The 20,105-nt window shown below is 34.7% G+C and carries 34 protein-coding genes; all 34 read left to right on the plus strand.

Annotated elements, in window-relative coordinates; genetic code table 11:
- Positions 1–127: 127 nt before the first annotated feature.
- The 34 genes from rpsL (at position 128) to eno (ending at position 19,984) form a co-directional block, all read left to right on the plus strand.
- Entirely contained in the window at positions 128–511 is a 384-nt protein-coding gene (gene rpsL, locus OIU83_RS06865) for a 30S ribosomal protein S12 (protein WP_007136570.1), read from the plus strand.
- A 22-nt stretch (positions 512–533) separates the two neighbouring features.
- Positions 534–1,010, plus strand: coding sequence for a 30S ribosomal protein S7 (gene rpsG / locus OIU83_RS06870; protein ID WP_007803600.1), 477 nt, complete (start codon positions 534–536; stop codon positions 1,008–1,010).
- Between the two features lie 10 nt (positions 1,011–1,020).
- Complete coding sequence (gene fusA, locus OIU83_RS06875) at positions 1,021–3,177, plus strand: elongation factor G (RefSeq protein ID WP_264205529.1); 2,157 nt, start codon at positions 1,021–1,023, stop codon at positions 3,175–3,177.
- Between the two features lie 11 nt (positions 3,178–3,188).
- Positions 3,189–3,494, plus strand: a complete 306-nt coding sequence (rpsJ, locus tag OIU83_RS06880) for a 30S ribosomal protein S10 (RefSeq protein ID WP_011963470.1) — start codon at positions 3,189–3,191, stop codon at positions 3,492–3,494.
- A 155-nt stretch (positions 3,495–3,649) separates the two neighbouring features.
- Complete coding sequence (rplC, locus tag OIU83_RS06885) at positions 3,650–4,267, plus strand: 50S ribosomal protein L3 (RefSeq protein WP_035619642.1); 618 nt, start codon at positions 3,650–3,652, stop codon at positions 4,265–4,267.
- Positions 4,267–4,896, plus strand: coding sequence for a 50S ribosomal protein L4 (gene rplD / locus OIU83_RS06890; protein WP_264205530.1), 630 nt, complete (start codon positions 4,267–4,269; stop codon positions 4,894–4,896). The genes rplC and rplD overlap by 1 nt, the downstream gene beginning before the upstream one ends.
- Positions 4,897–4,903: 7 nt before the next feature.
- Positions 4,904–5,194 carry a 50S ribosomal protein L23 gene (rplW, locus tag OIU83_RS06895; RefSeq protein ID WP_264205531.1) on the plus strand — a complete coding sequence of 97 codons (291 nt, stop codon included), beginning with the start codon at positions 4,904–4,906 and terminating at the stop codon, positions 5,192–5,194.
- A 9-nt stretch (positions 5,195–5,203) separates the two neighbouring features.
- Positions 5,204–6,028 (plus strand): 50S ribosomal protein L2, encoded by an 825-nt coding sequence (gene rplB / locus OIU83_RS06900; protein ID WP_059114053.1) that lies wholly within the window; start codon positions 5,204–5,206, stop codon positions 6,026–6,028.
- A gap of 6 nt (positions 6,029–6,034) precedes the next feature.
- On the plus strand, positions 6,035–6,313 hold the full coding sequence (gene rpsS / locus OIU83_RS06905) for a 30S ribosomal protein S19 (RefSeq protein WP_007803626.1): 279 nt from the start codon (positions 6,035–6,037) through the stop codon (positions 6,311–6,313).
- Positions 6,314–6,319: 6 nt separating this feature from the next.
- Positions 6,320–6,733: a 50S ribosomal protein L22 gene (gene rplV / locus OIU83_RS06910; protein WP_007803631.1), complete on the plus strand. Its 414-nt coding sequence runs from the start codon at positions 6,320–6,322 to the stop codon at positions 6,731–6,733.
- Positions 6,734–6,738: 5 nt separating this feature from the next.
- Complete coding sequence (gene rpsC / locus OIU83_RS06915; protein ID WP_035619639.1) at positions 6,739–7,491, plus strand: 30S ribosomal protein S3; 753 nt, start codon at positions 6,739–6,741, stop codon at positions 7,489–7,491.
- Between the two features lie 19 nt (positions 7,492–7,510).
- A complete protein-coding gene (gene rplP / locus OIU83_RS06920; protein ID WP_039111738.1) occupies positions 7,511–7,936 on the plus strand; it encodes a 50S ribosomal protein L16 in 426 nt (141 codons plus the stop codon).
- Positions 7,937–7,949: 13 nt separating this feature from the next.
- Positions 7,950–8,141: a 50S ribosomal protein L29 gene (gene rpmC / locus OIU83_RS06925; RefSeq protein ID WP_007803639.1), complete on the plus strand. Its 192-nt coding sequence runs from the start codon at positions 7,950–7,952 to the stop codon at positions 8,139–8,141.
- A 17-nt stretch (positions 8,142–8,158) separates the two neighbouring features.
- Positions 8,159–8,419 (plus strand): 30S ribosomal protein S17, encoded by a 261-nt coding sequence (rpsQ, locus tag OIU83_RS06930; protein ID WP_035619637.1) that lies wholly within the window; start codon positions 8,159–8,161, stop codon positions 8,417–8,419.
- 2 nt (positions 8,420–8,421) lie between these two features.
- On the plus strand, positions 8,422–8,790 hold the full coding sequence (gene rplN, locus OIU83_RS06935; RefSeq protein ID WP_007803649.1) for a 50S ribosomal protein L14: 369 nt from the start codon (positions 8,422–8,424) through the stop codon (positions 8,788–8,790).
- Between the two features lie 11 nt (positions 8,791–8,801).
- The gene (rplX, locus tag OIU83_RS06940; RefSeq protein ID WP_035619636.1) at positions 8,802–9,116 is read left to right on the plus strand and encodes a 50S ribosomal protein L24; all 315 of its coding nucleotides are present in this window, start codon (positions 8,802–8,804) and stop codon (positions 9,114–9,116) included.
- Positions 9,117–9,118: 2 nt separating this feature from the next.
- Complete coding sequence (rplE, locus tag OIU83_RS06945) at positions 9,119–9,670, plus strand: 50S ribosomal protein L5 (protein WP_083694052.1); 552 nt, start codon at positions 9,119–9,121, stop codon at positions 9,668–9,670.
- Between the two features lie 3 nt (positions 9,671–9,673).
- Positions 9,674–9,943 (plus strand): 30S ribosomal protein S14, encoded by a 270-nt coding sequence (gene rpsN / locus OIU83_RS06950; RefSeq protein WP_007803655.1) that lies wholly within the window; start codon positions 9,674–9,676, stop codon positions 9,941–9,943.
- Between the two features lie 104 nt (positions 9,944–10,047).
- Positions 10,048–10,446, plus strand: a complete 399-nt coding sequence (gene rpsH, locus OIU83_RS06955; protein ID WP_035619634.1) for a 30S ribosomal protein S8 — start codon at positions 10,048–10,050, stop codon at positions 10,444–10,446.
- A gap of 18 nt (positions 10,447–10,464) precedes the next feature.
- Positions 10,465–11,007 carry a 50S ribosomal protein L6 gene (gene rplF, locus OIU83_RS06960; protein ID WP_264205532.1) on the plus strand — a complete coding sequence of 181 codons (543 nt, stop codon included), beginning with the start codon at positions 10,465–10,467 and terminating at the stop codon, positions 11,005–11,007.
- An 11-nt stretch (positions 11,008–11,018) separates the two neighbouring features.
- A complete protein-coding gene (gene rplR, locus OIU83_RS06965) occupies positions 11,019–11,369 on the plus strand; it encodes a 50S ribosomal protein L18 (RefSeq protein WP_264205533.1) in 351 nt (116 codons plus the stop codon).
- 3 nt (positions 11,370–11,372) lie between these two features.
- Positions 11,373–11,897 (plus strand): 30S ribosomal protein S5, encoded by a 525-nt coding sequence (gene rpsE / locus OIU83_RS06970; protein WP_085950271.1) that lies wholly within the window; start codon positions 11,373–11,375, stop codon positions 11,895–11,897.
- A gap of 12 nt (positions 11,898–11,909) precedes the next feature.
- The gene (rpmD, locus tag OIU83_RS06975) at positions 11,910–12,092 is read left to right on the plus strand and encodes a 50S ribosomal protein L30 (RefSeq protein ID WP_017495010.1); all 183 of its coding nucleotides are present in this window, start codon (positions 11,910–11,912) and stop codon (positions 12,090–12,092) included.
- Positions 12,093–12,103: 11 nt separating this feature from the next.
- Entirely contained in the window at positions 12,104–12,556 is a 453-nt protein-coding gene (gene rplO / locus OIU83_RS06980) for a 50S ribosomal protein L15 (protein ID WP_039111735.1), read from the plus strand.
- A 12-nt stretch (positions 12,557–12,568) separates the two neighbouring features.
- Positions 12,569–13,915 carry a preprotein translocase subunit SecY gene (gene secY / locus OIU83_RS06985; RefSeq protein WP_264205534.1) on the plus strand — a complete coding sequence of 449 codons (1,347 nt, stop codon included), beginning with the start codon at positions 12,569–12,571 and terminating at the stop codon, positions 13,913–13,915.
- A gap of 7 nt (positions 13,916–13,922) precedes the next feature.
- Positions 13,923–14,138, plus strand: a complete 216-nt coding sequence (gene infA, locus OIU83_RS06990) for a translation initiation factor IF-1 (protein WP_007136545.1) — start codon at positions 13,923–13,925, stop codon at positions 14,136–14,138.
- A gap of 12 nt (positions 14,139–14,150) precedes the next feature.
- Positions 14,151–14,267: a type B 50S ribosomal protein L36 gene (gene ykgO, locus OIU83_RS06995; protein WP_072945378.1), complete on the plus strand. Its 117-nt coding sequence runs from the start codon at positions 14,151–14,153 to the stop codon at positions 14,265–14,267.
- A 2-nt stretch (positions 14,268–14,269) separates the two neighbouring features.
- Positions 14,270–14,644: a 30S ribosomal protein S13 gene (gene rpsM / locus OIU83_RS07000; protein ID WP_039111734.1), complete on the plus strand. Its 375-nt coding sequence runs from the start codon at positions 14,270–14,272 to the stop codon at positions 14,642–14,644.
- 8 nt (positions 14,645–14,652) lie between these two features.
- Positions 14,653–15,036, plus strand: a complete 384-nt coding sequence (gene rpsK / locus OIU83_RS07005) for a 30S ribosomal protein S11 (RefSeq protein ID WP_007803677.1) — start codon at positions 14,653–14,655, stop codon at positions 15,034–15,036.
- 94 nt (positions 15,037–15,130) lie between these two features.
- Positions 15,131–15,736: a 30S ribosomal protein S4 gene (gene rpsD / locus OIU83_RS07010; protein WP_026982953.1), complete on the plus strand. Its 606-nt coding sequence runs from the start codon at positions 15,131–15,133 to the stop codon at positions 15,734–15,736.
- Positions 15,737–15,757: 21 nt separating this feature from the next.
- Positions 15,758–16,750, plus strand: coding sequence for a DNA-directed RNA polymerase subunit alpha (locus OIU83_RS07015; protein ID WP_026109818.1), 993 nt, complete (start codon positions 15,758–15,760; stop codon positions 16,748–16,750).
- Between the two features lie 36 nt (positions 16,751–16,786).
- Positions 16,787–17,275 (plus strand): 50S ribosomal protein L17, encoded by a 489-nt coding sequence (gene rplQ / locus OIU83_RS07020; RefSeq protein ID WP_264205535.1) that lies wholly within the window; start codon positions 16,787–16,789, stop codon positions 17,273–17,275.
- Between the two features lie 196 nt (positions 17,276–17,471).
- Complete coding sequence (gene carA, locus OIU83_RS07025) at positions 17,472–18,575, plus strand: glutamine-hydrolyzing carbamoyl-phosphate synthase small subunit (RefSeq protein WP_264205536.1); 1,104 nt, start codon at positions 17,472–17,474, stop codon at positions 18,573–18,575.
- Between the two features lie 116 nt (positions 18,576–18,691).
- Positions 18,692–19,984, plus strand: a complete 1,293-nt coding sequence (gene eno, locus OIU83_RS07030; RefSeq protein WP_264205537.1) for a phosphopyruvate hydratase — start codon at positions 18,692–18,694, stop codon at positions 19,982–19,984.
- Positions 19,985–20,105 lie beyond the last annotated feature (121 nt).

Consider the following 20,105-nt stretch of genomic DNA (forward strand, 5'->3'; position numbering starts at 1 on the left):
ACATAAGGTTAAATAATGTTATTGAAAATTAATGCATTAACGTTTGTATAGTGAAAAATATTTTATACATTTGCAACCCCGTAAAAAGCGGGAATTTAATATACATAATAAATTTTTAGTATTAATTATGCCAACAATTCAACAATTAGTAAGAACAGGAAGAACTCAGATAACTAAGAAGAGTAAATCGGTTGCTTTAGATTCTTGTCCTCAAAGAAGAGGGGTTTGTACGCGTGTTTACACTACTACACCAAAAAAACCAAACTCTGCAATGCGTAAAGTAGCGCGTGTACGTTTGACAAATGGTAATGAAGTAAATGCTTACATCCCTGGAGAAGGACACAATTTACAAGAGCACTCGATAGTATTAGTTAGAGGCGGAAGGGTAAAAGATTTACCAGGTGTTAGATATCATATCGTTCGTGGAGCGCTTGACACGTCAGGAGTTGCAGGAAGAACGCAAAGAAGATCTAAGTACGGTGCTAAACGCCCAAAAGAAGCAAAAAAGTAATTTAAACTTTTAAAAAAAAGACATGAGAAAAAGAGCGGCAAAGAAAAGACCACTTTTACCAGATCCGAGGTTTAATGACCAATTGGTAACGCGTTTTGTGAATAACTTAATGTGGGACGGTAAGAAATCTACAGCTTTTAAAGTATTTTATGATGCAATTGACATCATTGAATCTAAAAAGCAAGATTCAGAAAAATCATCATTAGAAATCTGGAAAGATGCTTTAACTAATGTTATGCCTCACGTAGAAGTGCGTAGTCGTAGAGTTGGTGGAGCTACATTCCAAATTCCAATGCAAATTAGACCAGATCGTAAGATTTCTATGGCAATGAAGTGGTTAATACTTTATTCTAGAAGAAGAAACGAGAAATCTATGGCTCAGCGTTTAGCGTCAGAATGTTTAGCTGCGGCTAAAGAAGAAGGTGCTGCTGTTAAGAAAAGAATGGATACTCACAAGATGGCAGAAGCTAATAAAGCTTTCTCTCACTTTAGATTTTAATTCGTAAGAAATGGCTAGAGATTTAAAATATACAAGAAATATTGGGATTGCTGCTCATATTGATGCTGGTAAAACAACAACAACTGAGCGTATTCTTTTTTATACTGGAAAATCGCATAAAATTGGTGAAGTGCACGATGGTGCTGCAACAATGGACTGGATGGCGCAAGAGCAAGAAAGAGGTATTACTATTACTTCTGCTGCTACAACTTGTGAATGGAATTTTCCTACTAAGCAAGGTAAAATTTTGCCTGAATCATTACCATATCATTTTAATATTATTGATACCCCAGGTCACGTTGATTTTACTGTAGAGGTGAATCGTTCTTTGCGTGTACTTGATGGGTTGGTTTTCTTGTTTAGTGCTGTTGATGGTGTTGAGCCACAATCTGAGACTAACTGGAGACTTGCAGATCAGTATAGAGTTCCTCGTATGGGATTTGTTAATAAAATGGATAGACAAGGTTCTAACTTTTTGAATGTATGTCAGCAGGTTAGGGATATGTTGAAATCGAATGCTGTTGCAATCACTTTGCCAATTGGTGAAGAGAATGATTTCAAAGGTGTAGTTGATTTAGTGAAGAATCAGGCTATTATATGGCATGATGAGACTCAAGGTGCTACTTTTGATATTGTGCCTATCCCTGAGGATATGATTGCAGAAGTGAAAGAATACAGATCGATTCTTATTGAGGCAGTTGCTGATTATGATGAGAATTTGTTGGAGAAATTCATGGAAGATGAAGATTCAATTACTGAGGAGGAAATAAACAAGGCTTTAAGAGCGGCTACTATGGATATGGCTATCATTCCTATGATTGCTGGTTCTTCTTTTAAGAATAAAGGAGTTCAGTTCATGTTAGATGCTGTGTGTAAGTACTTGCCGTCTCCAATGGATAAAGAAGGTATTGAGGGTATTCATCCTGATGATGCTGATTTATTGGAAGAGGATCAAACGAAAATATTACGTAAACCAGATGTGAAAGAGCCGTTTGCTGCTTTGGCTTTTAAAATTGCTACTGACCCGTTCGTAGGGCGTTTAGCTTTTTTTCGTGCTTATTCAGGGCGTCTTGATGCTGGATCGTATGTATTGAATACTCGTTCTGGAAACAAGGAAAGAATTTCTCGTATCTATCAAATGCATGCTAATAAACAAAATCCAATCGAATATATCGAAGCTGGGGATATTGGAGCGGCAGTTGGGTTTAAGGATATTAAAACTGGAGATACATTGTGTGATGAAAAGCATCCAATTATTCTTGAGTCAATGAAATTTCCTGCGCCGGTAATTGGTATTGCAATTGAGCCTAAAACTAAGGCTGACGTAGATAAGATGGGTATGGCTTTGGCTAAATTAGCTGAAGAGGATCCAACGTTTACAGTTAGAACGGATGAGGCTTCAGGGCAGACGATTATATCGGGTATGGGTGAGCTTCACTTGGATATCTTGGTGGATCGTATGAGACGTGAATTTAAAGTTGAAGTAAACCAAGGTGAGCCTCAAGTTGAATATAAAGAAGCGTTTACAAGAAGTGCTACACATAGAGAAACTTATAAAAAACAATCAGGAGGTCGTGGTAAATTCGGTGATATCGTATTTACGCTTGAGCCAGCTGACGAAGTTGATGGTAAAGTTCCAGTAGGATTGCAATTTGTTAATGCTGTAAAAGGTGGTAACGTTCCTAAAGAGTATATACCATCTGTTGAGAAAGGTTTCCGTGAGGCTATGAAAACTGGTCCTTTAGCAGGATACCAAGTTGATAGTTTAAAAGTAACTTTAACCGATGGATCTTTCCACCCTGTAGATTCAGATGCGCTTTCTTTTGAGTTAGCTGCTAGAATGGGGTATAGAGAAGTGGCTAAGGCTGCTGGAGCTATCATTCTTGAGCCAATCATGAAAATGGAGGTTATTACACCAGAAGAAAACATGGGAGATATCGTAGGTGATATAAACCGTCGTAGAGGTCAGGTTAATGACATGGGTGATAGAAATGGTGCTAAAACTATCAAGGCTGATGTGCCCTTGTCGGAGATGTTTGGTTATGTAACAACATTAAGAACACTTTCGTCTGGTAGAGCAACATCTACAATGGAATTTTCACACTACGCTGAAACGCCTTCTAATATTTCAGAAGCAGTTATCAAAAAAGCAAAAGGAAACGCTTAATCTTTAAGAAAATGAGTCAAAAAATCAGAATAAAACTAAAATCTTACGATCACATGTTGGTGGATAAATCTGCTGAAAAGATTGTAAAAACAGTTAAGAGTACCGGTGCTGTTGTAACAGGTCCAATTCCGTTGCCAACACATAAAAAACTTTTCACTGTACTACGTTCTCCGCACGTTAACAAAAAAGCGAGAGAGCAATTTGAAGTAATGTCATATAAGAGATTAATTGATATTTATTCATCTTCATCTAAAACTATTGATGCTTTAATGAAACTTGAATTGCCAAGTGGAGTAGAAGTAGAGATCAAAGTTTAAGTAGTTCAAGAGTAAAAAAGGACGCTGCTTTTAGACGAAAAATATTTTTTTTGGTTTGTGTGTAAATAAGTTATACTTTTGCACCTCTTAAAAAATAGGTTTCGGTTTAAAAGCTGCGTTCTATATTTATATTTAATAATTAATAATTAATATTTATGTCTGGGTTAATTGGTAGAAAAATCGGCATGACTAGTATTTTTGATGAAAACGGGAAAAATATTCCTTGTACAGTAATCGAGGCTGGTCCATGTGTTGTTACCCAAGTCAGAACCAAAGGTGTTGACGGGTATGAAGCGTTGCAACTTGGTTTCGATGACAAAAACGAGAAACATTCCACAAAAGCGGCTTTAGGTCACTTTAAGAAAGCGGGAACTGTAGCTAAGAAAAAAGTCGTTGAATTCCAAGATTTCGCAACAGAGCAAAAATTAGGAGATCTTATTGATGTTTCTATTTTTTCTGAAGGAGAATTTGTAGATGTACAAGGTGTGTCTAAGGGTAAGGGTTTTCAAGGGGTTGTAAAACGTCACGGTTTTGGTGGTGTTGGTCAAGCAACTCACGGTCAACACAACCGTTTAAGAGCGCCAGGTTCTGTGGGAGCTTCTTCTTATCCATCTAGAGTATTCAAAGGAATGCGTATGGCTGGAAGAATGGGAGGAGACAATGTAAAAGTTCAAAACCTTAGAGTTTTAAAAGTAGTTGCTGAAAAGAACCTACTAGTTATTAAAGGATGTGTTCCTGGTCATAACAACTCTTATGTAATCATTCAGAAGTAATGGAAGTAAAAGTATTAGATTTCAACGGAAAAGATACTGGAAGAAAAGTTCAGCTTTCTGATTCAGTATTCGCAATTGAACCAAATAATCACGCTGTATATCTTGATGTTAAGCAATATTTAGCAAATCAAAGACAAGGTACTCATAAAGCTAAGGAAAGAGCTGAAGTAACTGGAAGTACGCGTAAGATTAAAAAACAAAAAGGAACAGGTACTGCTCGTGCGGGTAGTATTAAAAACCCTTTGTTTAAAGGTGGTGGAACAGTTTTTGGGCCAAGACCAAGAAGTTATTCATTTAAATTGAATAAAAGCTTGAAGAGATTGGCAAGAAAATCTGCTTTCTCAATTAAAGCAAAAGAAGCAAGTATTGTTGTTTTGGAAGACTTTAATTTTGAAACTCCAAACACTAAAAATTTCATTAATGTTTTGAAAGCTTTAGGGTTAGAAAATAAAAAATCTTTATTTGTGTTGGGAGAGTCGAATAAAAATGTATATTTGTCCTCACGCAATTTAAAGGCTTCTAGTGTTGTAAGTAGTTATGAATTAAGTACTTACGCTATTCTAAACGCTAATAATTTAGTGCTTTTAGAGAGTTCTTTAGAGGTAATTGAAGAAAATTTAAGCAAATAATAGGAATATGAGTATCATAATTAGACCTATAGTAACTGAAAAAGTAACCAAGGAAAGTGAAGTTTTAAATCGCTTCGGTTTTGTTGTTAATAAAAAAGCAAATAAAGTTCAGATTAAGAAAGCTGTTGAAGCTGCTTATGGAGTAACTATTTTGAGTGTTAACACGATGAATGTAAGACCGGATAGAACTACAAAATACACAAAAAGTGGTTTGATCAGTGGAAAGACAAATGCAATCAAAAAAGCAATTGTTCAAGTACAAGAAGGAGAAACAATTGATTTTTACAACAATATCTAAGATAGAAAAATGTCAGTAAGAAAATTAAAACCTATTACCCCAGGTCAGCGATTTAGAGTTGTGAATGGTTATGACGCCATTACAACTGATAAGCCGGAACGCTCTTTGATAGCGCCGATAAAAAACTCTGGAGGTAGAAATAGTCAAGGAAAGATGACCATGCGTTATACGGGTGGTGGTCACAAGCAGAGATATCGTATTATTGATTTCAAACGTACAAAAGAAGGAATTCCAGCTACAGTGAAATCAATCGAATATGATCCAAATCGTACTGCGTTTATCGCTTTGTTAGCTTATGCTGATGGAGAGAAAACATATGTTATTGCTCAAAACGGATTGAAAGTTGGTCAGAAATTAGTTTCTGGACCAGAATCTCAACCTGAAATTGGTAATACATTGCCTTTAAGTAGAATTCCTTTAGGAACTGTTATTTCTTGTATCGAATTGAGACCAGGTCAAGGAGCGGTAATTGCTCGTTCAGCTGGAACATTTGCTCAATTAATGGCAAGAGATGGAAAATATGCTACAATTAAAATGCCATCTGGTGAGACGAGATTAATCTTGTTAACTTGTTCGGCTACAATTGGAGCAGTTTCTAATTCAGACCACCAATTAGTTGTATCTGGTAAAGCAGGTAGAACAAGATGGTTAGGAAGAAGACCTAGAACAAGACCTGTTGCAATGAACCCTGTTGATCACCCAATGGGTGGTGGAGAAGGACGTTCTTCTGGTGGACATCCACGTTCAAGAAATGGAATACCAGCAAAAGGTTATAGAACTCGTTCTAAGAAAAACCCGAGTAACAAGTATATCGTAGAACGTAGAAAGAAATAATAAGATATGGCACGTTCATTAAAAAAAGGACCTTTCGTTCATTATAAGTTAGACAAGAAAGTTCAAGAAAACATTGAAAATGGGAATAAAGGAGTGGTAAAGACTTGGTCTAGAGCTTCTATGATTACTCCAGACTTTGTTGGGCAAACTATCGCAGTTCATAACGGTCGTCAATTTGTACCAGTTTACGTAACAGAAAACATGGTAGGTCACAAATTAGGAGAATTTTCACCAACTAGATCTTTTAGAGGTCATGCTGGAGCAAAAAATAAAGGTAAAAAATAAGAAGCAATGGGAGTTCGTAAAAGAGAAACAGCAGATGCGAGAAAAGAGGCTAATAAGTCTATTGCTTTCGCAAAATTGAATAACTGCCCTACTTCACCTAGAAAAATGCGCTTAGTAGCGGACTTGGTAAGAGGTCAGAAGGTAGAAAGAGCACTTAACATCTTAAGATTTAGTTCTAAAGAAGCTTCAAGAAAATTAGAAAAACTATTATTATCTGCAATCAATAACTGGGAGCAAAAAAATAGCGAAGGTAATTTAGAAGAAGCTGGGTTATTCGTTAAAGAGATCAGAGTAGATGGAGGAATGATGTTGAAAAGACTTCGTCCAGCACCTCAAGGTCGTGCACACAGAATAAGAAAACGTTCTAATCACGTAACAATCGTGCTTGGGGCTATCAATAACACACAAAGCAATTCTTAAACAGCATGGGACAAAAGACAAATCCAATTGGAAATAGACTTGGTATCATCAGAGGGTGGGACTCAAACTGGTATGGTGGAAATGATTACGGTGATAAACTTGCCGAAGATCACAAAATCAGAAAGTATATCCACGCTCGTTTATCAAAAGCTAGTGTATCAAAAGTAATCATCGAGAGAACTTTGAAACTTGTAACCGTTACTATCACTACTGCTAGACCTGGTATTATTATCGGAAAAGGTGGTCAAGAGGTAGACAAGTTAAAAGAAGAACTTAAGAAAATTACAGACAAAGAGGTTCAAATTAACATCTTTGAGATCAAAAGACCTGAATTAGATGCTTATCTTGTGGCGACAAGCATCGCTCGTCAAATAGAAAGTCGTATTTCTTACAGACGTGCAATCAAAATGGCTATTGCTGCTTCTATGCGTATGAACGCGGAAGGTATCAAAGTTTTGATTTCTGGTCGTTTGAATGGAGCTGAAATGGCACGTTCAGAAGGTTTCAAAGAAGGTAGAATTCCTCTATCAACTTTCAGAGCTGATATTGATTATGCACTTGCAGAAGCTCATACTACTTATGGTAGAATGGGAATCAAAGTGTGGATCATGAAAGGTGAAGTTTATGGAAAGAGAGATCTTTCTCCACTTGCTGGAATGGATAAAAAACAAGCTGGTGGTGGTAAAGGTGGAGATGCTCCTCGTGGCAAATCTAACTTTAATAAAGGTTCAAAACCAGACGCTCGTAAAAGAAAGTAAATTTTTAAACTAAAGAAAAATGTTACAGCCTAAAAGAACAAAATACCGTAAGGTACAAAAAGGTAAAATGAAAGGAAATTCTCAAAGAGGATTTGAACTTTCTAATGGAATGTTTGGTATTAAATCTGTACATGAAGATGGAATGTTCTTAACCTCTCGTCAAATCGAAGCTGCACGTATTGCTGCAACTAGATTTATGAAAAGAGAAGGACAATTATGGATCAAAATATTTCCAGACAAACCAATTACTAAGAAACCTCTTGAAGTACGTATGGGTAAAGGTAAAGGTGCAGTAGAATATTGGGCTGCAGTTGTTAAACCCGGAAGAATAATGTTTGAAGTTGGAGGAGTTCCTTTATCAGTTGCAAAAGAGGCGTTACGTCTTGCAGCTCAAAAGCTTCCAGTAAAAACTAAGTTCGTTGTTGCTAGAGATTTCGAAGCATAATTTATAGTATATTATGAAACAATCAGAAATAAAAGATCTTTCTGCAGCGGAGTTGCAAGAAAAACTTAGTCAAACTAAGAAGATATATGCTGACCTAAAAATGGCCCACGCTATTTCTCCAATTGAGAATCCACTTCAAATTAGAAGTGTAAGAAGAACAGTTGCAAGATTGGCTACAGAGCTAACTAAAAGAGAGTTACAATAATTGTATTCTGCTGAAAGATGGAAGAAAAAAGAAATTTAAGAAAAGAAAGAATTGGTGTTGTTACTTCTAACAAAATGGAGAAATCTATCGTTGTTGCTGAAGTAAGAAAAGTAAAACACCCATTATACGGTAAGTTCGTGTTGAAAACAAAGAAATACGTTGCACACGACGAAACAAACGACTGTAACATTGGAGATACTGTAAGAATTAGCGAAACGCGTCCTTTGAGTAAATCAAAATGTTGGAGATTAGTTGAAATCATTGAAAGAGCTAAATAATTATGGTACAACAAGAATCAAGACTAAAAGTAGCAGATAACACAGGAGCTAAAGAAGTTTTAACTATCCGTGTTTTAGGAGGTACCAAAAGAAGGTATGCCTCTGTTGGTGACAAGATTGTAGTTTCTATCAAAGATGCAACTCCAAACGGAAACGTGAAAAAAGGAGCTGTTTCAACTGCAGTTGTTGTACGTACCAAAAAAGAAGTGAGAAGAGCTGATGGTTCTTATATCCGTTTCGATGACAATGCATGTGTTCTTTTGAACGCTGCAGGGGAAATGAGAGGAACTCGTGTTTTTGGTCCGGTAGCAAGAGAACTTCGTGAAAAACAATTCATGAAAATTGTATCATTAGCACCAGAAGTGCTTTAATTCGTTTTAAGATGATAAAGCTAAAAATAAAATCAGGTGACATCGTAAGAGTAATTGCTGGTGACCATAAAGGATCAGAAGGTAAAGTTTTACGTGTATACCGTGAAAAAAATAAAGCGATAGTTGAAGGTGTAAACATGGTTTCAAAACATACAAAACCAAGTGCTAAAAACCCTCAAGGTGGTATCGTTAAGAAAGAAGCTTCTATACAAATATCTAACATTTCTCTTATTGATCCTAAAACTAAGGAAGCAACTAGAGTTGGTATTAGAGTAGAAGGAGATAAGAAAGTAAGATTTTCAAAAAAATCTAATCAAGTACTATAGTAATGGCATATACACCTAGACTAAAAGAAGAATATAAGAGTAGAGTAATCTCTGCTCTTAAAGAAGAATTCGGATATACAAACGTAATGCAAGTTCCTAAACTTGAAAAAATCGTTTTGAGCCGTGGAGTTGGTGCAGCTGTATCTGATAAAAAACTTATTGACTATGCAGTTGATGAGTTAACAAAGATCACTGGACAAAAAGCAGTATCTACAATTTCAAAGAAAGACGTTGCGTCTTTCAAATTGAGAAAAGGGATGCCTATTGGAGCAAAAGTTACTTTACGTGGTGAGAGAATGTATGAGTTTTTAGATAGACTTATTACTTCTGCTTTACCGCGCGTTAGAGATTTTAGTGGTATCAAAGCTACTGGTTTTGACGGAAGAGGTAATTATAATCTTGGAGTTTTAGAGCAAATCATTTTCCCAGAAATTGATATTGACAAAGTAAACAAAATTTCAGGAATGGATATTACTTTTGTTACTACTGCTCAAACAGACAAGGAAGCAAAGTCATTATTGACTGAATTAGGATTACCTTTTAAAAAGAATTAAGACATGGCTAAAGAATCAATGAAAGCCCGTGAGGTGAAAAGAGAGAAAACGGTAGCTAAGTATGCTGAGAAAAGAAAAGCTTTGAAAGAGGCTGGAGATTTTGAAGGTTTACAAAAATTACCTAAAAATGCTTCACCAGTTCGTTTACACAATCGTTGTAAGTTAACAGGTAGACCAAGAGGTTATATTCGTCAATTTGGTATTTCACGTGTAACTTTCCGTGAGATGGCTAATAATGGATTAATTCCTGGAGTTAAAAAGGCGTCTTGGTAATCTCGCAATAAGTTATTACTTTTGCAAACCAAAAAATAATTTTAATTGATTAAAGGTTCGGGAGACAAGTGTCTCCCGAAAACCATAATCGCAATCAAATACATATGTATACAGATCCTATTGCAGATTATTTGACTAGAGTTCGTAACGCTGTGGCTGCAAACCACAAAGTTGTTGAAATTCCAGCATCTAATCTAAAAAAAGAAATAACTAAGATCTTATTCGATCAAGGTTATATCTTAAGTTACAAATTTGAGGACAACGCTGTTCAGGGTTCAATCAAAATCGCTTTGAAGTATGATAAAGATACTAAAGAGTCAGTAATTAAAGATATCCAAAGAATTAGTAAACCAGGTTTGCGTAAATATGCAGGTGCTTCTAATTTACCTAGAATCCTTAACGGATTAGGAATTGCTATTGTTTCTACGTCAAAAGGTTTGATGACTGGAAAACAAGCTAAGCAATTAAATGTAGGTGGTGAAGTAATTTGTTACGTATACTAATTATAAAGACTATAAAAGATGTCAAGAATAGGTAAAAATCCAATTGTAATCCCTGCTGGTGTAACTGTAGAAGTTAAAGACGGTATTATTACAGTAAAAGGAAAAAATGGTCAGCTTACACAGGAGTTTTCGGACGTAACTGTAACAGTTGAAGGCGATCAAGTACAAGTAGACAGATCGTCTGATCACAAAGATCACAGAGCAAAACACGGACTTTACAGATCATTAATCAATAATATGATTCTTGGTGTAACTGAAGGGTTTACTAAATCTTTAGAATTGGTTGGAGTTGGTTATAGAGCTTCAAATCAAGGTCAAAAGTTAGATTTAGCTCTTGGATATTCTCACAATATTGTTTTGGAAGTTGCTCCAGAAGTAGTTTTAGAAACAATATCTGAAAAAGGTAAGAACCCTATCGTAAAATTAACATCAATAGATAAACAACTTTTAGGTCAAGTTGCTGCGAAAATCAGAGGTTTCCGTAAGCCAGAGCCATATAAAGGAAAAGGTGTTAAATTTGTAGGTGAAGTATTAAGAAGAAAAGCAGGTAAATCAGCTTAAAAAATAAGATTATGTCATTAACAAAATCTGATAGAAGACAGAGAATTAAATTCAGAATTAGAAAAACGATTAGTGGTTCTGCTACTAAACCAAGACTATCTGTATTTAGAAGTAACAAAGAAATTTACGCACAACTTATTGATGATGTGAATGGAGTTACTTTATTAGCTGCCTCTTCAAGAGAAAAAGAAATAGGTAAAGGTACGAACGTAGAAATTGCAACTGCAGTTGGAAAACTAGTTGGGGAGAAAGCGTTAAAAGCTGGAATTGATGCAGTAACTTTCGATAGAGGAGGGTACTTATATCATGGTCGTATTAAATCATTAGCAGAAGGCGCAAGAGCGGCTGGACTTAAATTCTAATATATTATGTCTAAATACAAAAATGTAGAATTGGTAAAACCAAGTGGTCTTGAACTTAAAGATCGTCTGGTAAGTGTTAATCGTGTTACTAAAGTTACAAAAGGTGGTAGAGCTTTCGGTTTTTCTGCTATTGTAGTTGTAGGTGATGAAAATGGAGTAGTTGGTCATGGATTAGGGAAATCTAAAGACGTTTCTGAAGCAATTGCGAAAGCAGTAGAAGATGCTAAGAAAAATTTAGTAAAAATTCCTTTGAATGGTCAGTCTGTTCCTCACGAACAAAAAGGTAAATTTGGTGGTGCACGTGTATTCTTAATTCCTGCGTCTCATGGTACAGGAGTTATTGCTGGTGGAGCTGTTCGTTCAGTTCTTGAATCAGTAGGTATTCACGATGTATTATCTAAATCTCAAGGATCATCAAATCCTCATAACGTAGTTAAAGCAACTTTTGATGCTTTATTACAAATGAGAAGCGCTTACACTGTTGCAAAACAAAGAGGTGTTTCTTTAGAAAAAGTTTTTAAAGGTTAATTCAAGGAAATTATGGCTAAATTATTAGTAAAACAAGTAAGAAGCAAAATCAACTGTCCTCTTTCTCAAAAGAGAGGTTTGGAAGCTTTAGGTCTACGTAAAATGGGACAAGTTGTAGAGCATGATTCAAACCCTGCTATCCTTGGGATGATAAACAAAGTTAAACACTTAGTTTCTGTTGAAGAAGCTAAATAACAAATACTGTTATGAATTTAAGTAACTTACAACCAGCTGAAGGGTCAACACACAATCAAAATAAAAGATTAGGTAGAGGAGAAGGTTCTGGAAAAGGTGGTACTTCTGCAAGAGGTCACAAAGGAGCAAAATCTCGTTCTGGTTATTCTAAAAAGATTGGTTTTGAAGGTGGACAAATGCCACTTCAAAGACGTGTACCTAAGTTCGGTTTCACAAACATCAACCGTAAAGAATACGAAGGTGTAAATTTGGATACGCTTCAATTATTAGTAGACAATGGTATTATTACAGATTCTGTTGATATGACAGTTTATGTAGCTAATCGTCTAGCTACCAAAAATGAAATCGTTAAGATTTTAGGTAGAGGAGAATTGAAAGCAAAATTAAAAGTAACTGCTCACAAATTTACTGCTACTGCAAAAGCTGCTATTGAAGCTGCTGGAGGAGAAGCTGTAACAATATAATTTTTCTATTGTATGAAGAAATTTATTGAATCAATAAGTAATGTTTGGAAAATCGAAGAACTAAAAAACAGAATCTTAATTACATTAGGACTTCTTTTAGTATATCGTTTTGGAGCACACGTTACGCTTCCTGGAATTGATGCAACGCAATTGACTGGTTTAGCGGGACAAACAAAAAATGGTTTAGGATCTATTCTAGACATGTTCACCGGAGGTGCATTTTCTAAAGCTTCAGTTTTTGCTTTAGGTATTATGCCTTATATTTCTGCGTCTATTGTTGTACAGTTAATGGGAATTGCGATTCCGTATTTACAAAAACTTCAAAATGATGGAGAAAGTGGTAGAAAAAAAATTAATCAGATAACACGTTGGTTAACTATTGTTATTACACTAGTTCAAGGGCCAACTTACATCTATAATTTATATAGAACATTACCTAGTAGTGCATTTTTACTAGGTTTTAATTCTTTTGAGTTTTTATTTTCTTCTGTGATAATCTTAGTTACAGGTACAATTTTTGCCATGTGGTTAGGAGAGAAAATTACAGATAAAGGTATTGGAAATGGAATTTCATTGTTGATTATGGTTGGTATTTTAGCTCGTTTTCCACAAGCTTTTATACAAGAATTTACAACCAGAGTTACCAATAACAATGGAGGTCCAATGTTATTAGTTATCGAAATTATTGTTTGGTTATTGGTTATTATTTCTTGTGTACTGTTGATTATGGCAGTTCGTAAAATACCCGTTCAATACGCTCGTCGTACAACTTCAGGTGATTATGAGCAAGATTTGATGGGAGGAAATAGACAATGGATTCCACTTAAGCTTAATGCTTCTGGGGTTATGCCGATTATTTTTGCGCAAGCAATTATGTTTATACCTGCAGCTGTAGCTGGATTATCAAAATCAGATACATCACAATCAATTGTTGGTGCTTTTAGTAATATGTTTGGATTTTGGTATAACCTTGTATTTGCAACATTAATTGTTGTATTTACTTTCTTTTATACTGCAATCACAGTTCCTACTAATAAGATGTCTGATGATTTAAAGAGAAGCGGTGGTTTTATCCCAGGTGTTAGACCAGGTGTTGAGACTTCAGATTTTCTTGATAAAGTGATGTCCTTAATAACTTTCCCAGGATCTTTATTCCTTGCTTTGATTGCTGTGTTCCCAGCTATTGTTGTAAGTTTTATGGATGTACAACAATCTTGGGCAATGTTTTTTGGAGGTACCTCGTTAATAATTATGGTTGGTGTTGCGATAGATACTATCCAACAAATCAATTCGTATTTATTAAACAAACATTATGATGGTTTAATGAAGACTGGTAAAAATAGAAAAGCAGTAGCTTAATTTTTATATGGCAAAACAATCAGCAATAGAACAAGACGGATCTATCATCGAAGCATTATCAAATGCGATGTTCCGTGTAGAATTAGAAAATGGACATATTGTAATTGCTCATATTTCTGGTAAGATGCGTATGCATTACATCAAATTATTACCTGGTGATAAAGTGAAACTAGAAATGAGTCCTTACGACTTGTCAAAAGCAAGAATTACTTATAGATATTAAAGGATATTCACTATGAAAGTTAGAGCATCAGTAAAAAAGAGAAGTCCCGAGTGCATCATTGTGCGTAGAAAAGGGAGATTGTACGTAATAAACAAAAAGAATCCTAGATTTAAACAAAGACAAGGATAATTATGGCAAGAATAGCAGGGGTAGATATCCCAAAAAATAAGAGAGGTGTTATAGCACTTACCTATATCTTTGGATTAGGAAGAAGTAGAGCTATTGAGATTTTAGAAAAAGCTCAAGTTAGCCAAGATAAAAAAGTTCAAGATTGGAATGATGATGAGATCGGAGCAATTCGTGAGGCAGTATCGGCTTTCAAAATTGAAGGAGAATTACGTTCTGAGGTTTCTTTGAACATCAAACGTTTAATGGATATTGGTTGTTATAGAGGTATCCGTCATAGAACTGGTCTTCCATTAAGAGGACAAAGAACTAAAAATAACTCTAGAACTAGAAAAGGTAAAAGAAAAACTGTTGCTAACAAGAAAAAAGCAACTAAATAATAAGTAATATGGCTAAAGCAACTGCAAAAAAACGTAAAGTTATCGTTGAATCAACGGGAGAAGCTCATATTTCTGCTACCTTCAATAACATCATCATTTCTTTGACTAACAAAAAAGGTGAAGTTATTTCTTGGTCTTCAGCTGGTAAAATGGGTTTTAGAGGTTCTAAAAAGAATACTCCATACGCAGCCCAAATGGCAGCAGAAGATTGTAGTAAAGTAGCTCTTGAGGCAGGACTTAAAAAAGTAAAAGTTTATGTAAAAGGACCAGGAAACGGACGTGAGTCTGCAATTCGTTCTATACATAACGGTGGAATTGAAGTTACAGAGATTATCGATGTTACTCCAATGCCTCACAATGGATGTCGTCCTCCTAAAAGACGTAGAGTTTAATTTATTTTATTTAATAGTATAACAAGGTAGGATATAGATTATCGGAGGATATGACCTGAATTCATAATCTCTACCTTAAATTTAATTTTTAGAAATGGCAAGATATACTGGTCCAAAAACTAGAATTGCTCGTAAATTTGGCGAAGCAATCTTCGGAGATGATAAATCTTTCGAAAAAAGAAATTACCCACCTGGACAACACGGGATGGCTAAAAAAAGAGGTAAAAAATCTGAGTACGCTGTTCAGTTAATGGAAAAGCAAAAAGCTAAATATTCTTACGGAATTTTAGAAAAACAATTCAGAAATTTATTCAAAAAAGCATCAGCTACTAAAGGTGTTACTGGTGAAGTTCTTTTACAATTATGTGAAGCAAGATTAGATAACGTTGTTTTTAGAATGGGTATTGCTCCTTCTAGAAGAGGTGCTAGACAATTAGTTTCTCACAGACACGTTACTGTAAATGGTGAAGTTGTAAATATTGCTTCTTACCACCTTAAGCCTGGTGATAAAGTTGCTGTTCGTGAAAAATCTAAATCTTTAGAAGCTATCGAACGTTCTTTATCAAATTCAAGTCATGTTTATGAATGGATTACTTGGAACAACGATCTTAAAGAAGGAACTTTTGTTTCTGTACCTGCGAGACTTCAAATTCCAGAAAACATTAAAGAACAATTAATCGTAGAGTTGTACAACAAATAATAATTGACTTAGTCGAAATTTATGGCAATATTTAATTTTCAAAAGCCCGATAAAGTTATCATGATCGATTCAACCGATTTTGAAGGTAAATTCGAATTTAGACCTTTAGAACCTGGTTATGGATTGACTGTTGGTAATGCACTTAGAAGAGTTTTGCTTTCAGCATTAGAAGGTTATGCAATTACATCCGTTCGCATTGAAGGTGTAGATCATGAGTTTTCTACTATCTCAGGTGTTGTTGAAGATGTTACCGAAATTATCCTTAATCTTAAGCAAGTTCGTTTCAAACGTCAAATTGAAGATATCGATAATGAAGCAGTTACTATTTCTGTTTCTGGTAAAGATCAATTAACAGCAGGTGATTTTCAAAAATTTATTTCAGGTTTTCAAGTTCTGAATCCAGACCTAGTTATCTGTAATTTAGATAGTAAAATTAAACTGAATTTCGATTTAACTATCGAAAAAGGTAGAGGATACGTACCTGCTGAGGAGAACAAAAAACAGAATGCTGCAATTGGAACTATTTTTACAGACTCTATTTTTACTCCGGTAAAAAATGTAAAATATGCAATTGAAAACTTCCGTGTTGAGCAAAAGACAGATTACGAAAAATTAGTTTTTGAAATCAAAACTGATGGATCTATTAATCCTAAAGATGCTCTTACTGAGGCTGCTAAAGTTTTAATTCACCACTTCATGTTATTCTCTGACGAAAGAATTACACTCGAGGCTGACGAAATTGCACAAACAGAATCGTATGATGAAGAGTCATTACATATGAGACAATTGCTTAAAACTAAGCTTGTTGATATGGATTTATCTGTGAGAGCATTAAATTGCTTGAAAGCGGCTGAAGTTGATACACTTGGTGATTTAGTATCGTTCAATAAAAATGACCTAATGAAATTCCGTAATTTTGGTAAAAAATCTTTAACTGAACTTGATGAACTTGTTGCAGTTAAGAATTTAACTTTCGGAATGGATTTAGCTAAATACAAACTAGATAAAGAATAATCTAATTCGCCTTGGCGAGTTAAATTTAACATAGCAATGAGACACGGAAAAAAATTCAATCACTTAAGCAGACAGACTGGACATAGAAAAGCTATGTTAGCTAATATGGCTTGTTCTCTTATTGAGCACAAACGTATTAACACTACTGTTGCTAAAGCTAAAGCGCTTAAACAATTCGTTGAGCCTTTAATCACAAAATCAAAAGAAGATACGACTCACAATCGTCGTATTGTTTTTGCATACTTACGTAGCAAATATGCTGTAACTGACTTGTTCAGAGATGTAGCTGCTAAAGTAGGAGACCGTCCAGGTGGATACACTCGTATCATTAAAGTTGGAAATCGTTTGGGAGATAACGCTGATATGGCGATGATCGAACTTGTTGATTTTAATGAACTTTACAACGGAGGTAAAAAAGAAGTTAAAAAAGCTAAAAGCCGTCGTGGTGGAAAAGCAAAGAAAGCTGATGAAGCTTCTGAAGCTCCTGCTGCTGATACAGAAATGACAACTGAAGCTTCTGAATAGTTATGAAAATAATCATTCAATAAGAATTAAGGATAAACTAGTTACTAGTTTATCCTTTTTTTTTGTTTTTTCTAATCTAAAATTACAATAATCTAACACTTTCCCTTCTTTGGGTTTTATTTTTAGAGATGAATTTTTTAAAAAACCTTGCACTCGCTCTTTTAAAAAATTAAATTTGCAAAATATCTAATTACAAATGAAATACACAACACGACAAAGCGCTATTCTTTTACTAAGTGACGGAACAATTTTTCACGGAAAATCAATCGGAATTAGTGGTACTACTTTTGGCGAAGTTTGCTTTAATACTGGAATGACAGGATATCAAGAAATTTTTACGGATCCTTCTTATTTCGGTCAGATTATGGTTGCTACCAATGCACATATCGGGAATTATGGTGTAAATGATTCTGAAGTAGAATCTGAAAGCATTAAAATTTCAGGATTGGTTTGTAAAAACTTTAGTTTTAATTATTCTCGCGAAGATGCTTCTGGGAGTTTAGAGTCTTACTTCATAAAACAAAATCTTATTTGTATCTCGGATGTTGATACAAGGGCATTGGTAAGTTATATAAGAGATAACGGAGCAATGAATGCAGTTATATGTACTGATGAAACATCTATTGAAGATTTGAAAATTGCTCTAGCAAATGTTCCAAATATGGAAGGATTAGAGCTAGCATCAAAAGTTTCAACTACCGTGCCTTATTTTTATGGAGATGAAAACGCTACTTATAAAATATCAGCTTTAGATTTAGGGATTAAAAAAAATATTTTACGTAATCTGGCTAAAAGAGATTGCTATATTAAGGTTTTTCCTTACAACTCAACTTTTAAAGACTTATCAGAATTTAATCCTAATGGGTACTTTTTGTCAAATGGTCCTGGAGATCCAGATCCTTTATTTGGTGCGATTGAAGTTGCTAAAGAGATTTTGGCTAATAACAAACCATTATTTGGTATTTGCTTAGGTCATCAAGTTATTGCTTTGGCAAATGGAGTTTCGACATATAAGATGTTTAATGGACACAGAGGGATAAATCACCCGGTTAAAAATATCATTACAGGAAAAGGAGAAATCACCTCTCAAAATCATGGATTTGCTGTAAATAAAGAACAATTGGATAATCATCCGGATTTAGAGATTACCCACTTACATCTTAATGATAATACTGTAGCGGGTATGCGTATGAAAAATAAAAATTGTTTCTCTGTACAGTACCACCCAGAAGCAAGTCCAGGACCTCATGATTCGTCTTATTTATTCGATCAATTTATTGAGAACATTAAAGGGAATTAAACTAAAACGATTGAGTTAATAAATAAAAGTATTTTATCGCTAAGGAACTTAACTAGTGTCAAATATTTTTATAATTTCGGAAAATATTTATAATTTAATAATAAAAAACAAAAATAATGAGTATTATAATAAAAATTCACGCAAGACAAATTTTTGATTCCAGAGGGAATCCTACTATTGAAGTTGATGTAATTACAGATAACGGAGTTTTAGGAAGAGCTGCGGTTCCATCAGGAGCTTCTACAGGAGAGCATGAAGCGGTTGAGTTACGTGATGGGGGAAAGGCTTTTCTAGGTAAAGGAGTCTTAAATGCAGTGAAAAATGTAAATACTATTATTGCAGAAGAATTAGTTGGTGTTTCTGTTTTTGAACAAAATGTAATCGATCAAACTATGATTGATTTAGATGGAACTCCAAATAAATCTAAATTAGGAGCAAATGCTATTTTAGGTGTTTCTCTTGCTGTTGCAAAAGCTGCAGCTAATGAGTTAGGATTACCTTTATATAGATATGTAGGGGGTGTTTCGGCAAATACATTACCAGTTCCAATGATGAATATCATCAATGGTGGTTCGCATTCTGATGCTCCGATTGCTTTTCAGGAATTTATGATTTTCCCAGTAAAAGCCACTTCTTTCTCTCATTCTATGCAAATGGGAACTGAAATTTTCCATAGCTTGAAAAAAGTATTACATGACAGAGGTTTAAGTACAGCTGTAGGTGATGAAGGAGGTTTTGCTCCAAATTTACCAGGTGGTACTGAAGATGCTTTGGATACTATTAAAAAAGCGGTTGAAAATGCAGGATATACTTTCGGTGACGAAATTATGATTGCTCTTGATTGTGCATCTGCTGAATTTTATGTAAACGGAAAATACGATTACTCTAAATTTGAAGGAGAAACAGGTAAAGTAAGATCTTCTGCAGAACAAGTTGATTATTTAGCTGAATTAGTGGCTAAATACCCAATTATATCTATCGAAGATGGAATGGATGAAAATGACTGGAATGGATGGAAATTACTTACTGAAAAAATTGGACATAAAGTACAATTAGTAGGTGATGATTTGTTTGTGACTAATGTTGAGCGTTTATCTACAGGAATCGAAAAAGGTATTGCAAATTCTATTCTTATTAAAGTAAATCAAATTGGTACTTTAACAGAAACTATTGCTGCCGTAAATATGGCTAAAAATGCTGGTTATACTTCAGTAATGTCTCACCGTTCTGGAGAAACAGAAGATAACACTATTGCAGATTTAGCAGTTGCATTAAATTGTGGTCAAATTAAAACAGGTTCAGCTTCTCGTTCTGATCGTATGGCAAAATACAATCAATTGTTAAGAATTGAAGAAGAATTAGGAAGTACTGCTTACTTTCCTGGATTAAATGCTTTTAAAATCAAATAATTCTTAGAGTTATATATAGATTTAAGCCATTCGTTTTTACGAATGGCTTTTTTTTTGACTTTTAACAAATTCATAGCAAGATTCCTTTTTTAGTTAGTCTTAAATTCCTTAGATTTGATAA

Origin of the sequence: Flavobacterium shii (assembly GCF_025847235.1) — a bacterium.
In the GTDB taxonomy this organism is placed as follows: Bacteria; Bacteroidota; Bacteroidia; order Flavobacteriales; family Flavobacteriaceae; genus Flavobacterium; species Flavobacterium shii.